Genomic DNA, 14,013 nt, shown 5'->3' on the forward strand with positions numbered 1-14,013 from the left:
GTGAGGCGATTGCAACCTGCGTCTGAATGCGCAATGAACGTCGCCATAGTGACGTGATTTGCGTGCAGAAATAAATCGGGCCGCGACCGCTCCGCCCGCCACAATGCGGCCTAACGCGTAGCCGTTCATTCCAACACTTCGTCAAACGACACTCCGTCAAACCAAGACTTCGTCAAAGAACCTTCCGGGGAAGTTGAACCACATGACCAACCTTCGTTTCGTGCTGCTCGCCACGACGGCTCTAACCGCGATGCAATTCGCAAGCTCCGCATCGCATGCGCAAAGCGCGCCGCCGCTCGTGGTCGCGCAGGCCCAGCCAGAATTGGGCCCTGACGGAAAACCGAAGCAGGCTCCGAAGGAAGCGCCAAAGGGACCGCCGCCCGCAGCACGTCCGGCGGCTCCACCGCCGCCAGCCGCACCTCCGCCCGCCGCCCCCGCACGTCCGGTCGCGCCGCCGCCCGCGGCTGCACCGCCGCATCCGCCCGCCGCACCTCCGCCGGCTGCTGCGCCGTCACGCCCGACGCCACCGCCTCCGCCGGCCCCGCCGCCCGCGACCCATCAGGCACCTCCTCCGCCCCCGCCGCCGCCCGCTGCACCCAAGGCGCCGACGCCGCCTCCGGCTGCAGCCCCGCAGCAGCATGCGCCCACGCCGCCTCCTCCGGCAGCAGCGCCGCAGCAGCACGCCCCTGCACCGACTCCGCCGCCGCCCGCGGCAGCACCGGCGCGACCGGCTACTCCGCCTCCGCCGCCTCCACCTGCTGCAGCCACGCCGCCCGCAGCGGCTCCTGCAGCACGGCCTGCGCCCGCGGCAACGCCAGCTCCGACCGCAACGCCATCGCCCGCAGGCCCGGCAACTCGTCCGGCAACACCACCTGCCGCGACAACGACACCCACGCCGTCCGCGACGCCAGCGCCTGGCACCACGCCGCCCGGACGCCCCGGCGCTCCCCCGGCTGCGGGAACACCGGCTCCAGCTCCAGGTGCCACGCCGGCGCCAGGTGGCACCCCGACGACGCCGCCCGTGCGTCCGGGCGCGCCACCGGCTGCAGGAACCCCAGGTGCCGCTCCGGCTCCGACGGCAACGCCGGCGCCCGGCGGCGCAGTGACGCCGCCGCCAGGACGTCAGGGTGGAACGCCGCCCGCGGGCGCACCCGCTGCCGGAACACCGCCTGCAGCGCCGCCGCAGGCCGGTGCCCTGCCGCGTCCCCCGGCTCCGCCGCCCGGTGCCGCGGCACCAACGGTCGTTCCTGCCACGCCGGCCGCAGCACCGCCGCCTAACAAGGCGCAATATGCGCCACCGACGGTTGCGCCGGCCTTCCGCGCCGCCCCGACAGTCGCAGCACCGCTGCCGCCGCCGCCGCGTCCGCCGCAGCGTGACTTGACGCCGCTTGCGATCGGCGCGGGCGTGGTGGCTGGTGCCGTGATCGGCGCCACCATCGCCGACTACCGCAATCAACGGCAGGAGGTCGTGGAAGGCGGCCGCACCATCTACACCGAGCCGGACCGCATCATCATTCGCGACCCCAGCGGTCAGGAATATGTCCGCGGCAACGATCTCTACCGCTTCCGTTATGGCGCGCGGGACATCCGCACCGAGACGGTCGGCGGCGAAACCCGAACGGTCGTGATCCGCCCTGACGGCACCGAGATCATCACGGTGGTCGGTCCGGACGGCAGCTTGATGCGCCGTATCCGCAGAGATCAACGCGGACGGGAGATCGTGATCATCGACAACACCTATCGCGATCCGCGGGCGGTCGGCGGCTTCTATGTCGACGTGCCGCCGCCGGTGGTCAGCATCCCCTACGATCGCTACATCGTCGATGCCGAGGAAGCGTCGCCGCAGGTGATCTACGACACGATGCGGGCGCCGCCGGTGCAACGGATCGAACGACGCTACTCGCTCGACGAGATCCGCTACTCGCCGAACGTCCGCATGGCGATGCCCAGCATCGACGTCAACACGATCAACTTCGAGACGGGATCTTGGACCATTCCGCCGGACCAGGCGGCGCGGCTGCAGGTGATCGCCGACGGCATCAACCAGGCGATCCAGGCCAACCCGCAGGAGGTGTTCCTGATCGAGGGCCACACCGATGCTGTTGGTAACGACGTCGACAATCTGTCACTGTCGGATCGCCGGGCGCAGGCAGCGGCCGAGCTGCTGACCCAGCAGTTTGGCGTGCCCGCGGAGAACCTGACGTCGCAAGGCTACGGCAAGCAGTATCTGAAAGAGCAGACGGACGGCCCGAGCCGGATCAACCGGCGCGTCACCGTTCGTCGCATCACGCCGCTACTCAACGGCGGCCAGGCCAACGCGGCACCGCCTCCGCCGCCGCGGCAGTAAGCACGTCGCAAAAGGAAAATGGCCGGGAGCGATCCCGGCCATTTTTTGTTTTGGTTGTTACGGGCGATGCTGCGGAACGTCGCGAACTCGTAGCAACCATTAGAGAGCTGTGACCTCAGCCCTTGTCGCTCTCGAGCTTGAAGATCTGCGAGCCTTCGCTGCCGGACAGCAGGCCGGTCTTCGAATAAAGACCGAGCTTGGTGCGGGTGTCGGCGATGTCGAGATTGCGCATGGTGAGCTGGCCGATGCGGTCGGCCGGCGTGAACGGAGCGTCCTCAACCTTCTCCATGCTCAGCCGCTCCGGCGCATAGGTGAGGTTGGGGCTCTCGGTGTTGAGAATCGAATAGTCGTTGCCGCGACGCAGCTCCAGCGTGACCTCGCCGGTGACGGCGCTCGCGACATAACGCTGCGCGGTCTCGCGCAGCATCAAGGCTTGCGGATCGAACCATCGGCCCTGATAGAGCAGGCGTCCGAGCCGCATGCCACTGATGCGGTACTGCTCGATGGTGTCTTCGTTGTGAATGCCGGTGACGAGACGCTCATAGGCGATGTGCAGCAACGCCATGCCCGGCGCTTCATAGATGCCGCGGCTCTTGGCCTCGATGATGCGGTTCTCGATCTGGTCGCTCATGCCGAGGCCGTGGCGGCCGCCGATGGCGTTGGCTTCGAGGAACAGCGCAACGGGATCAGAGAATGTCTTGCCGTTCAGCGCGGTGGGCTGGCCTTCCTCGAAACGCACGACGACCTTCTCGGCCTTCACAACGCAATCGTCGCGCCAGAACGGCACGCCCATGATCGGGTTGACGATCTTGATGCCGCTGTCGAGGCTTTCGAGATCCTTCGCTTCATGCGTGGCGCCGAGCAGATTGCTGTCGGTCGAATACGCCTTCTCGGCGCTCATCTTGTAGGCAAAGCCCTGCGCGGTCATGAACGCCGACATTTCGGCCCGGCCGCCGAGCTCGTCGATGAACTGCTGGTCGAGCCAGGGCTTGTAGATGCGCAAGCTCGGATTGGTCAGCAGGCCGTAACGATAGAAGCGCTCGATGTCGTTGCCCTTGAAGGTCGAACCGTCGCCCCAGATGTTGACACCATCTTCCTTCATCGCCGCAACCAGCATCGTGCCGGTGACCGCGCGTCCGAGCGGCGTGGTGTTGAAATAGGTGATGCCGCCGGTCGAGATGTGGAAGGCGCCGGACTGGATCGCGGCGATGCCTTCGTGGACGAGTTGCGTGCGGCAATCGACTAGCACGGCCTTCTCGGCACCGAACGCTTCGGCCTTGCGCGGGATCTCGTTGTAATCGGCCTCATCGGGCTGGCCGAGATTGGCGGTATAGGCGTAGCAGCGCGCGCCCTTCTGCTTCATCCAGAGCAGCGCCGCTGACGTGTCGAGGCCGCCCGAAAACGCGATGCCGACTTTCTCACCCTTGGGCAGGCTTTTCAGGATCGTGGTCATGGGGCTTCCAATCGAGGCTTAAGGGGCTGATGCGAGCGGCGTGGTTTCGACCGCGCGAATATCAAATTTCGCAGCGCTCGGCACGCATTTAATGGCTTAAACCGACGGCTCAGGACCGGTCTTGCGGCCGAACAAGCGCTTGCGGAGCCGGTAGGCGGGCATGTTCAGCCGGGTCAGGGCGGCATCGACCGCCTCGTCCGAAAACCGGGTCCGCGGCCAGCGGTAGATCAGCGCGTAGCCGAACCAGATCACGACGAAGGTGACGAGGCCCGCTGTGGCGACATCCGTGAAGAAGTGCCCGCCAAAGGCCATGCGGAGCCCGCTGGTCGCGGCACCGAACACCACCGCGCCGGCATAGGCGAGCGGCCGCCATGCCGGTGGTGCGAGCGCAGCCGGGGCCAGCGTCCAGAACGCGGTCGCGCCTTCACCGGAGAAGAACGAGCAATTGCGCGCGCAATCGCCGCGCGGATCCCACCATGCCACGAACTGCTGGTCGCCGGCGAACTCGGTCACCACCACCGGCCGCGGCCGGCCCCAATAGGTCTTGAAGGTGAGATTGGTGAGAACGCCGGCCGACAGGATGATGGTGACCAGCAGGAATACGATCGCGCGGCCCGACACCATCAGGGGACGGTCGGGACGGATCATCTTGACCACGAGCGCGACCAGCGAAGGCAGCACGAAGGCCCAGGAGACCCACATCGCAGCGTCACGCCCAATCCCGGCCCAGCCGTTCAGCTTGAGCGGAAAGGACTTGGTCTCGGGATCGAAGAACAGCGCGGCGAGCTTGAGATCGAGCTCGGGATAGAGGCCGAAAACGACGCCGATCACGAGCCACAGCGCCAGGGCGATGAAGAGTCCGGTACGGTTCATGGCGCGCGGTTTAGCGGAGCAATCGCCCCATGGAAAGGCCTAGGCTAAGACGCTGACGCCTATGATTCATCGTCCTTCGGCGTTGCCGCATGCCATTGGTCCAGATTTGCGAAGATAGCCGTTCGCGGCCATGGCATCCGCTCAAGCTTGCCACTCCAGGTCAAATGAACTTCGGCAACCCGCCCATCACTGACGAGAAAGAGGGCGTCGTCGCGATCACTCCGACGAGCGATCAGTCGCAGGTCGGAATTCCACAAAGGATGTTCCGGGCCGGTTTCCTTTCGCAGCTCGTCTTCGCAAGCTTTGCAGACATGCTCGTCAACCACAGCATACCAAGGGTCAGTCCAAACATCTTCCATGCTGATCTAATCCGATGGCCTCGAATTCAACGGCAGCGGCGGAGGCGGCTTGCGCGGGGGCGGCGGGATACGCCAGGCGCCGGCATTGCGCCCGGCGATCAGCCAGTAGACGAAGCCGGCAACGATGCCCGCGCCGGTCATGATCTCGAGATGACGCCGCACGATGCCCTCGAACTGCAACGTGTCGGAGTGGAAGGGAACGAGGCCGAGATAGCAGGCGAGCCCGACGAGGCCGCCGCCGACGGCATAGGCTAGCGCGCTGCGGATATAGAGCGCCTCGGTGATCGCGACGATCACCGCCGCTGGCACCAGCGCGAAACCTGAGACGAAGATGAAGCCGAAGCCGAGCAGGATGTCGATCGTGCCCTGATCGACGGGGCCGGCGCCGAGATCGGAAAATTCCGGAAACAGCAGCGCGCCGACAACGATCATGCCGCCGACGAAACAGGCGGCGAGAAAGCCTAAGAAGATGACAATGAGGCGGCCGATCAGGGACATCAGGGGAAAGCCACCGTTGCCGTCATTGCGAGCGCGCGGCGCGCATCCTCAATCCGTCATCGCCATTGCGCGCAGCGCCTGGCGCTCGCGCGCGCTGAGCTTCTCCGTCTCCGACTTGAGCTGGCCGCAGGCGGCGAGAATGTCGCGGCCACGCGGGGTACGCACCGGCGAGGAATAGCCAGCGTTGAAAATGTACTCGGAGAATTTCTCGATCTGGTCCCAGTCCGAGCATTCATAGGCCGTGCCGGGCCAGGGATTGAACGGAATGAGGTTGATCTTGGCGTGAATGCCCTTGAGCAGCTTCACCAGCAGTTTTGCATCGTCGAGCGAATCGTTGATGCCCTTGAGCATCACATATTCGAAGGTGATGCGGCGCGCGTTCGAGGCACCGGGATAGTCGCGGCAGGCTTGCAGCAGCTCCTTGATCGGATATTTGCGGTTGAGCGGCACGAGCTCGTTGCGCAGCTCGTCGCGCACCGCGTGCAGCGAGATCGCGAGCATGACGCCGATCTCCTCGCCGGCGCGCACGATGTTCGGCACCACGCCCGAGGTCGAGAGCGTGATGCGGCGGCGGGAGATGCCGATGCCTTCATTGTCGCCGACGATCAGCAACGCATCGCGCACCGCGTCGAAATTGTAGAGCGGCTCGCCCATGCCCATCATCACGATGTTGGTGACGCGGCGCGTGCCGTCCTCGCGATCGGCCCAATCATTGAGGCGATCGCGCGCGACCATGATCTGGCCGACGATCTCGCCGGCGGTGAGATTGCGCACCAGGCGCTGCGTGCCGGTGTGACAGAACGAGCAGTTCAGCGTGCAGCCGACCTGCGAGGAGACGCAGAGCGTGCCGCGATCGGTCTCGGGGATGTAGACGCACTCGACTTCATGCGCCTTCTCGACATTGTCGCCGCTCGGCAGACGCAGCAGCCATTTGCGGGTGCCGTCGTTGGAAATCTGCTCGGCCACGACCTCGGGCCGGTCGACCGTGAAATGCTGCGCGAGCTCGGCGCGAATGCCCTTCGAGATCGAGGTCATGTCGTCAAAACTCTGGGCGCCGCGGAAATAGAGCCAGTGCCAGAGTTGCTGCACGCGCATCTTGCGCTGCGAGGGCTGAACGCCGATTTCGCCGAGACGATCGGCCAGCTCGGTGCGCGACAGGCCGATGAGTGATGGCTTGGCCGGCGGCACATAGGTTTCGAGTGGAGTCTTCTCCACCAGGATTGCGTCGCGCGGCTCGGTCGTCGGTTGCATTGAATGGACCTGATTACGTGGTCGTTCCGGGGCGGCGCGAAGCGTCGGACCCGGAACCTCGAGATTCCGGGTCTGGTCCTTCGGACCATCCCGGAATGACGGAAAAACTTGGAACCGCACCTAATATAGCAACCGGAACCGCCGATTGCGACCGCGGCTATGACTTAGCCTTACCGCCTGCAGTCCTGCGCGATCTTGTCGAGCGCCTGGGCAAGGCCCTTCAGCGAAAACGTGTCGGTCGTCTCCGTGCCCTTGGCCGAGACGCCCTTGACCACGAGATCCGCGGATTTGCGCATGGCTTCCACCATCCGCTCTTCCTCGGCGGCGTTCTTGATCCAGAGCCCGTCGCCCTGCGTGTACATTGCAAACGCCGCACCACCGACCTCGACGGTCGATTCCGAACCGGGCTTCAGCGCGTAGCCGATCATCACCGAGACTTCGTTGCTCACCTTCTCGGCCGGGCGGGTCGAGACAAAGGCATAGGCGGGATCGCGCGGCCGGTTCGGCGGGTTGGTCTTGGACGACGCAGGCTTAGCCAGCGCAAAGCAGACCTTCTTGCCGTTGGGCGTCGCCGAATAGGCACCCCAGGTGCCGAACTGGCCGATCAGCGTCGGCTCAGCGCCACCGGCAACCGCCGTGGCAGGGCCAACCGGCTTGCTCTCGGGCTTGGCTGCCGTCTTGGCGGCGGCCGCCGGCTTTGCGGCCGCCTTCGGCGCCGGTTGCGCCGTCTGCGCCCGCGCGGAATCGGAGATTCCACAGGCCATTACGCCAGTCATCAAAGCTAAAAGCACCCGCCACATGCTGGAGTGGTTCCCTCAATATTGTGACTGGAAGATGGCCCGGCCGCGCGTTGTCCCCGAGTCAGGGATAACCGGGAAAGTCCAATTTGGGAAGGCAGTTAGCGGGACGACATGGTTAGCTTTTGGACCGCGCAGCGCGCTGTTCGGCCCATTGCGTCTCGCTCCATCGCAGCAGGTCCTCGGCGCCGGAACTGCGCAAATGCGCGCCGCCGTCGATCACCACCATCTCGCCGTTGATGTAAGCAGCGCGGTCCGAGACCAGGAAGCTGGCGAGGTCGGCCAGTTCGCCGTGCTCGCCGACGCGTCCTAGCGGATTGCGGATCAGGCTGTCGTCACGGCCCTGGAGCCGCAACTGTCCGGACGCGCCCGCCGTCGGGAACGGCCCCGGCGCGATCGCGACGGTGCGGATGCCCTTCGGGCCCCACTCCACCGCGAGGCTCTTGGTCATCGCCAACACCGCCGATTTCGCCATCGCCGAGGGAACCGTGAAGGCGCGGCCGGTGATGGTCGAGGTCGAGAGGATCGACAGCACGACGCCATCGTGCTTGCCGTCGATCCAGCGCTTGCCGGCGGCAAGCGTGCAATACATCGCGCCATGCAGCGTCGGCGCCAGGATCGCATCGGCGGCGCGGAAGGAGAGGTGTTCGCTCTGCGCGATGAAGGTCGCGGCAGCGTTGTTGACGAGAATGTCGAGTGGCGCCTCGCGCCAGATCGCAGCCATCATCACATCGACGGCGGCGCCGTCGCGAACATCACATGCGATCGTCGTGACCTTGCCGCCGGTCTGCGCGCGCATCTCAGCTGCTGTGGTCTAGAGACGGTCGAGCTTGCGGCCGCAGATCACGAGCTCGGCGCCGAGTGTGAGAAAGCGCCGCCCCATCGCAGCGCCGAGGCCCGAGCCGCCGCCGGTGACGAGGATGCGCTTGCCCCTGAGCAGACCTGTTTCAAACATCGTTTGAATCCCTTTCTCCTCAACCCGCAATGACAACGAAGCCACCACTCTCACCTCGCGTCGTCCTGGCGAAAGCCAGGACCCACCACAACGGGCGGTTTGGCGAAGATTATCCGCTGCGCGGCAAATGCACGGGAAATTTGCGCGGACCCAATTTCAAGACGGGGTAATGGGTCCTGGCTTTCGTCCGGACGACATCGTGGAAACATCGGAGCACAGCCGACAAAGAATCCGGATTGTCGCCCGTGCTTAAATCCGGCAGAAACGGCCCAACCATAACTCCACTCGAAACGCCCCAAGGTGCCGCCATGAAAGCCATCCTCTGCTCGCAATATTGCCAGCCCGACGATCTCGTGCTCGCCGATGTGCCGGATCCGGTGGCGGGCCCCGGCGAAGCCGTGATCGCGATCAAGGCAGCGGCGCTGAACTTCTTCGACATCCTGATGATTCAGGGCAAGTACCAGATCAAGCCGCCGTTCCCGTTCTCGCCGGCCGCGGAAGTCGCCGGCGTGATCGAGAGCATCGGACCCGGCGTCACTGATCTCAAGGTCGGCGATCGCGTGGTTGCCTCCTGCGGCCACAACGGTGCGCGCGAAAAGATCGCACTGCCCGCGGCAGGAATCGTGAAGATTCCCGACAATCTCGATTACGATCGCGCGGCCGGCATCATCATCATCTACGGCACCGCGCTGCATGCGCTGGAGGATCGCGCAAGCCCGAAGCCGGGCGAGACGCTCGCGGTGTTAGGTGCGGCCGGCGGCACGGGCCTTGCGGCCTGCGAACTCGGCAAGCTGATGGGCCTGAAGGTCATCGCCTGTGCCTCGTCGGACGAAAAGCTCGCCTTCGCCAAAGCGCATGGCGCCGAGCTGACGCTGAATTACGGCAAGGAAGATCTGAAGGAAGGCTTGCGCAAGCTCACCGACGGCAAGGGCGTCGACATCATCTTCGATCCGGTGGGTGGTGCGTATGCCGAACAAGCGCTGCGCTCGATTGCGTGGGAGGGCCGCTTCCTCGTGATCGGCTTCGCCGCCGGCGACATTCCGAAGATGCCGTTGAACCTCGCGCTGTTGAAGGGCTGCGACATCCGTGGCGTGTTCTGGGGCGCCTGGACCCGGCTCAACCCCGCCAAGAATCGCGCCAATCTCGAGAAGCTCGTGAAGTGGACCGCGGAAGGAAAAATCTCCTCGCATGTCGATCGCACCTTCCCGCTGGCGCAGACCGCCGACGCGCTCAAGGTGCTCGCGGGACGCCAGGCCATGGGCAAGGTGATCCTGCATCCGTGAGGATGTGCCAAACTATTTCCAGATGTCGTCCCGGCGAAGGCCGGAACGACGTCGGAGTGAGAGCGGCACGCTACGCCGCCTCACCCTCATCCACCCCGCGCTTCAACGCGGCGCGGGCGGCTTCGCGATGCTCCGATGTAATATGGCTGGCGACCATGCGAATGGCGGTGGCGAGAATGGCAGCATCGTCGGTGAAACCGAGCACCGGCATCACATCGGGGATGAAGTCGAACGGCAGGATGAAATAGGCGATCGCACCCAACAGCGACGCCTGGACATGGCGCGGGGTCTGCCGGTCGAAAGCGCAGTAATAGGCGGCAAGCAGATCCTCGGTGAACGGCAGATGCGCGGCGACGCGCTTCAGCTTGCGCCAGAAGCGGCGGCGCACGCTTTCACGATCCTCCGCGAGCCGATCGGCCGGCTCGAAGCCGACACTGTGTTCGGCAGCCATGTTCGAGAACTCCCCGTTCAGCCCAATGCGGCGGATGGCCACATCACCCTGCTGATCACAACATGGGGATGCGCACCCTGCCTGCAAGATGTCAGCCGGGCATCAGCTTTGCGATGGCGTTCATCGCCGCGGCAAGCTCGATGTCGAGCTTGGTGACGCCACCGGCGTCATGGGTTGACAGCACCACCTCGACCGTCTTGTAGACATTGCGCCATTCGGGGTGGTGATCCATCTTCTCGGCGACCAGCGCCGCCCGGGTCATGAAACCGAATGCCTCGTTGAAATCCCTGAAGACAAAGGTTTTCCCGATGGCATCGCGGCCCTGGACCTCGGTCCAGCCCGGAATACCGCCCAGTGCCTGCTTGCGTGCGTCCGCCGATAGCCGCTCTGCCATGATGGCCCTCCGTTTTCAGGGGAACTTTACCCTAACACCGAGCTTACGATCCGGGTCCAAAGCGGGATCTCGCCGATCCGCTAACCATGACGGAGATGTAACCCCGCGGGACAAGAAATTTGCTACAATTGCGGGCGTAAATCGCCGGCCAAGATGAAACTGAGCCTGAAGCGCCTGTTTGGGAGATCGATGACCGGGGGATTGGACCTGGCCGAAACGCCCTCTCCGCCTTCGCCGCGATCCGCGGCGCGGAAGACGGCACTCGTGTCTCTGGCGCTGGTGCTCGCCGTCATCGGCGCGCTCGCCGGCGGCTATTATTTCGCGATGCGGCCGGTGACGCTGAAGATCGCGGTTGGCCCCGCCAACAGCGACGACCTCAAAGTGGTGCAGACACTGACGCAGGCCTTCGTGCAGAGCAAAGGCTTCGTGCGGCTGCGCCCGATCCAGACCGACGGCGCCACCGCCAGTGCCAATCTGCTCGCCGAGGGCAAGGCCGATCTCGCCATCGTGCGCGGCGATCTCGACGTCCCCAAGAACGCGCAGGCCGTCGCGACGCTGCGCAAGAACGTCGTGGTGCTGTGGTCCGTGCCCGGCAAGGGCAAGAAGAAGGGCGCGAAGATCACCAAGATCGCGCAGCTCGCCGGCCATCGTGTCGGCGTAGTCGGCCGCACCCAGGCCAACGTCAATCTGCTCAAGGTGATCCTGCAGCAATACGGCGTCGATCCCGCCAAGGTCGAGATCGTGCAATTCCCGGCGAGCGAAGTCGCCGAAGCAATCAAGTCACAGAAGGCCGACGTCTATCTCGCGGCCGGTCCCGTCAATAGCAAGATCACCGCGGACGCGATCGCGGCTTCCGCCAAGGATGGCGGTACGCCGACCTTCCTGGCGATCGATTCGGCCGACGCGATCGCGCAGAACCATCCGGTCTATGAATCCTCCGAGATTCCTGCCGGCACTTACGGCGGCTCGCCCGATCGTCCCGAGGACGAGGTCAAGACCATCAGCTTCTCGCATCACATCGTGGCGCGCAAAGGCCTGTCCGAGACCACGGTCGCAGTCTTCACCCGGCAGCTTTTCGCCGTGCGCCAGCAATTGCTGACCGAATTCCCGCAAGCCGCCAAGATCGAGACGCCCGACACCGACAAGGACGCGGTGATCCCCGTGCATCCAGGCGCCGCCGCCTTCGTCGACGGCGAGGAGAAGACCTTCCTCGACAAGTACAGCGATTACATCTGGTGGAGCCTGATGGCACTCTCGGCCATGGGCTCGATCGGCGCGTGGTTCGCAGGCTATCTGAAAAAGGACGAGCGCGACAACAACAGCCATCTGCGCGAACGCCTGCTCGACATGCTCGCGGCGGCCCGCAAGAGCGAGACGGCCGACGAGCTGGACCAGATGCAGGCCGAGGCCGACGAGATCTTGCGCGACACCTTGCGCTGCTATGATCACGGCGCCATCGAGGAGGGCGCGCTGACCGCCTTCAACATCGCACTCGACCAATTCCACGCCGCGGTCGCCGACCGCAAGGCCGTGCTGACCAGCCTGCCTCAGAACCTGCAGCGCGCCGGCGCGCAATTCCGGGCCGCCGGCAATGCATAGTCGCCTGCGCGCGTAATTGCCGCGTCACATTGTCTCAATATAGCTCCCGCTGTCATTCCGGAGCGCGCGAAGCGTGCATCCGGAATCTCGAGATCCGGGTCTGGCGCTCACGCGCCATCCCGGAATGACGGCGCAAGATGCGCGCAAGACAGCTCGCCAGTGAGCCAGCTAGCCAGTGAGCCAGCCCATGAAGATCAAATTGAAGATCAAATTCTCCCGCCGCAAATTCCTCACCACCGGCGCTGGCGCACTCGGTGCGATCGCGATGCCGCATATGTCGCGCGCGGCCGACCGGCCTGCGGTCACCCATGGCGTGCAGTCCGGCGACGTCACCGTCGACGGCGGCGTGGTGTGGGCGCGGACCGACCGGCCGGCACAGATGCTGGTGGAGGTGGCGACGACAGAATCCTTCAAGGACGCCCGGGCGCTGCCGCCGATCGCGGCACTGCCCGAGAGCGACTTCACCGCGAAGATGCTGGTGGACAATCTTCCAGGCGGACAGGACATCTTCTACCGCGTCCGTTTCCGCGATCTCTCGCATACCGCGATCGAAGGCGAGCCGGAGGTCGGCCGCTTCCGCACCGCGCCGGCTGACCGCCGCGACGTCAGCTTCGTCTGGGGCGGCGACGTCGCCGGACAGGGCTGGGGCATCAATCCCGATGACGGCGGCATGCTCACATTCTCGGCCATGCGAAAACACCGGCCGGATTTCCTGCTGCATTCCGGCGACACCATCTATGCCGACGGCGTGATCCCCTCCGAAGTCAAGTTGGCCGACGGCAAGATCTGGAAGAACGTCACGATCCCCGAGAAGGCCAAGGTCGCGGAGACGCTAGACGAGTACCGCGCGGCGCACAAATACAATTTCACCGACGACAATGTCCGTGCCTTCAATGCCGAAGTGCCGATCTTCGTGCAGTGGGACGATCACGAGGTGACCAACAATTGGTCGCTGTCGAAGGATCTGCCGTCAACCTACAAGGTGCGCGATATTTCGTTGCTCGCGGCTCGCGCCGGCCGCGCCTTCCACGAGATGTATCCGATGCGCGAGAGCATCGTTGAGCCGGGCCGGGTCTATCGCAAGATCGCCTACGGCCCGCATCTCGACGTGTTCGTGCTCGACGAGCGCAGCTATCGCGGCCCGAACGGCGCCAACCTCGAAACGGAATACGGCCCGGCCAGCTTCTTCCTCGGGCCGGAACAGATGGCCTGGCTCAAGCGCGGCCTGCTCAACTCGCGCGCGACGTGGAAGGTGATCGCCTCCGACATGCCGCTCAGCCTGATCGTCTATGACGACGCCACCAACAAGAGGGGCTCGGAAGCCTTCGCGCAAGGCGACGGCCCGGCGCGCGGCCGCGAGCTCGAGATCGCCGATATCCTGCGCTTCATCAAGATGGCACCGATCAGGAACACGGTGTGGCTGACGGCGGACGTGCACTACGCCGCCGCGCATTACTACGACCCGAACAAGGCGCAATTCCAGGATTTCGAGCCGTTCTGGGAATTCGTCTCGGGTCCGCTGCACGCCGGCACGTTCGGGCCGAACGAACTCGACAACACGTTCGGCCCCGACGTGCGCTTCATCAAGGCGCCCGGCCCCGACAAGCAGAATCTGCCGCCGTCCGCCGGCATGCAGTTCTTCGGTCACGTCAAGATCGACGGTGCGTCGGGCCAGTTGACGGTGACGCTGCGCGACCGCGCCGACGTCGCGCTGTGGTCGACCACGCTCGACCCGAAATTCGCCTGACGCGGT

The 14,013-nt window shown here is 65.0% G+C and carries 12 protein-coding genes and 1 pseudogene; 4 read left to right on the forward strand and 9 right to left on the reverse strand.

What is annotated here, in order from left to right:
* The first annotated feature begins 202 nt into the window (after positions 1-202).
* On the forward strand, positions 203-2,347 hold the full coding sequence (locus tag JQ587_RS00610; RefSeq protein WP_212424115.1) for an OmpA family protein: 2,145 nt from the start codon (positions 203-205) through the stop codon (positions 2,345-2,347).
* Between the two features lie 115 nt (positions 2,348-2,462).
* Here the strand turns inward: JQ587_RS00610 and argG are convergent, their stop codons facing one another.
* The 7 genes and pseudogenes from argG to JQ587_RS00645 form a co-directional block, all read right to left on the reverse strand.
* Positions 2,463-3,800 carry an argininosuccinate synthase gene (gene argG / locus JQ587_RS00615; RefSeq protein WP_212424116.1) on the reverse strand — a complete coding sequence of 446 codons (1,338 nt, stop codon included), beginning with the start codon at positions 3,798-3,800 and terminating at the stop codon, positions 2,463-2,465.
* 96 nt (positions 3,801-3,896) lie between these two features.
* Positions 3,897-4,673 (reverse strand): phosphatase PAP2 family protein, encoded by a 777-nt coding sequence (locus tag JQ587_RS00620; RefSeq protein ID WP_212303226.1) that lies wholly within the window; start codon positions 4,671-4,673, stop codon positions 3,897-3,899.
* A gap of 59 nt (positions 4,674-4,732) precedes the next feature.
* Complete coding sequence (locus JQ587_RS00625) at positions 4,733-5,032, reverse strand: hypothetical protein (protein WP_212424117.1); 300 nt, start codon at positions 5,030-5,032, stop codon at positions 4,733-4,735.
* Positions 5,033-5,038: 6 nt separating this feature from the next.
* On the reverse strand, positions 5,039-5,530 hold the full coding sequence (locus JQ587_RS00630) for a hypothetical protein (RefSeq protein WP_212424118.1): 492 nt from the start codon (positions 5,528-5,530) through the stop codon (positions 5,039-5,041).
* 48 nt (positions 5,531-5,578) lie between these two features.
* A complete protein-coding gene (gene rlmN / locus JQ587_RS00635; RefSeq protein WP_212424119.1) occupies positions 5,579-6,781 on the reverse strand; it encodes a dual-specificity RNA methyltransferase RlmN in 1,203 nt (400 codons plus the stop codon).
* A 170-nt stretch (positions 6,782-6,951) separates the two neighbouring features.
* Positions 6,952-7,581, reverse strand: coding sequence for an invasion associated locus B family protein (locus tag JQ587_RS00640; RefSeq protein ID WP_212424120.1), 630 nt, complete (start codon positions 7,579-7,581; stop codon positions 6,952-6,954).
* A 115-nt stretch (positions 7,582-7,696) separates the two neighbouring features.
* Positions 7,697-8,533 (reverse strand): annotated as a pseudogene (locus JQ587_RS00645) (SDR family oxidoreductase).
* A 308-nt stretch (positions 8,534-8,841) separates the two neighbouring features.
* Here JQ587_RS00645 and JQ587_RS00650 point away from each other — a divergent pair.
* Positions 8,842-9,816: an NADPH:quinone oxidoreductase family protein gene (locus JQ587_RS00650; RefSeq protein ID WP_212303230.1), complete on the forward strand. Its 975-nt coding sequence runs from the start codon at positions 8,842-8,844 to the stop codon at positions 9,814-9,816.
* Between the two features lie 70 nt (positions 9,817-9,886).
* Here the strand turns inward: JQ587_RS00650 and JQ587_RS00655 are convergent, their stop codons facing one another.
* Together JQ587_RS00655 and JQ587_RS00660 are read right to left on the reverse strand one after the other, a co-directional pair.
* The gene (locus JQ587_RS00655; RefSeq protein WP_212303231.1) at positions 9,887-10,267 is read right to left on the reverse strand and encodes a YkvA family protein; all 381 of its coding nucleotides are present in this window, start codon (positions 10,265-10,267) and stop codon (positions 9,887-9,889) included.
* A gap of 91 nt (positions 10,268-10,358) precedes the next feature.
* Positions 10,359-10,661 carry a 4a-hydroxytetrahydrobiopterin dehydratase gene (locus JQ587_RS00660; RefSeq protein WP_212424121.1) on the reverse strand — a complete coding sequence of 101 codons (303 nt, stop codon included), beginning with the start codon at positions 10,659-10,661 and terminating at the stop codon, positions 10,359-10,361.
* A 153-nt stretch (positions 10,662-10,814) separates the two neighbouring features.
* Between JQ587_RS00660 and JQ587_RS00665 the strand changes: the two genes are divergently transcribed.
* Both JQ587_RS00665 and JQ587_RS00670 read left to right on the forward strand, forming a co-directional pair.
* The gene (locus JQ587_RS00665; protein ID WP_212303233.1) at positions 10,815-12,260 is read left to right on the forward strand and encodes a TAXI family TRAP transporter solute-binding subunit; all 1,446 of its coding nucleotides are present in this window, start codon (positions 10,815-10,817) and stop codon (positions 12,258-12,260) included.
* A gap of 187 nt (positions 12,261-12,447) precedes the next feature.
* On the forward strand, positions 12,448-14,007 hold the full coding sequence (locus JQ587_RS00670) for an alkaline phosphatase D family protein (protein WP_212424122.1): 1,560 nt from the start codon (positions 12,448-12,450) through the stop codon (positions 14,005-14,007).
* Positions 14,008-14,013: the final 6 nt, after the last annotated feature.

Source organism: Bradyrhizobium manausense, from assembly GCF_018130615.1.
Lineage (GTDB): Bacteria > Pseudomonadota > Alphaproteobacteria > Rhizobiales > Xanthobacteraceae > Bradyrhizobium > Bradyrhizobium manausense_A.

Bases quoted from the DNA above. Each gene is read 5' to 3' on its own strand.
- JQ587_RS00610 (WP_212424115.1), top strand. From the start codon at position 203: ATGACCAACCTTCGTTTCGTGCTGCTCGCCACGACGGCTCTAACCGCG.
- argG (WP_212424116.1), bottom strand. From the start codon at position 3,800: ATGACCACGATCCTGAAAAGCCTGCCCAAGGGTGAGAAAGTCGGCATC.
- JQ587_RS00620 (WP_212303226.1), bottom strand. From the start codon at position 4,673: ATGAACCGTACCGGACTCTTCATCGCCCTGGCGCTGTGGCTCGTGATC.
- JQ587_RS00625 (WP_212424117.1), bottom strand. From the start codon at position 5,032: ATGGAAGATGTTTGGACTGACCCTTGGTATGCTGTGGTTGACGAGCAT.
- JQ587_RS00630 (WP_212424118.1), bottom strand. From the start codon at position 5,530: ATGTCCCTGATCGGCCGCCTCATTGTCATCTTCTTAGGCTTTCTCGCC.
- rlmN (WP_212424119.1), bottom strand. From the start codon at position 6,781: ATGCAACCGACGACCGAGCCGCGCGACGCAATCCTGGTGGAGAAGACT.
- JQ587_RS00640 (WP_212424120.1), bottom strand. From the start codon at position 7,581: ATGTGGCGGGTGCTTTTAGCTTTGATGACTGGCGTAATGGCCTGTGGA.
- JQ587_RS00650 (WP_212303230.1), top strand. From the start codon at position 8,842: ATGAAAGCCATCCTCTGCTCGCAATATTGCCAGCCCGACGATCTCGTG.
- JQ587_RS00655 (WP_212303231.1), bottom strand. From the start codon at position 10,267: ATGGCTGCCGAACACAGTGTCGGCTTCGAGCCGGCCGATCGGCTCGCG.
- JQ587_RS00660 (WP_212424121.1), bottom strand. From the start codon at position 10,661: ATGGCAGAGCGGCTATCGGCGGACGCACGCAAGCAGGCACTGGGCGGT.
- JQ587_RS00665 (WP_212303233.1), top strand. From the start codon at position 10,815: ATGAAACTGAGCCTGAAGCGCCTGTTTGGGAGATCGATGACCGGGGGA.
- JQ587_RS00670 (WP_212424122.1), top strand. From the start codon at position 12,448: ATGAAGATCAAATTGAAGATCAAATTCTCCCGCCGCAAATTCCTCACC.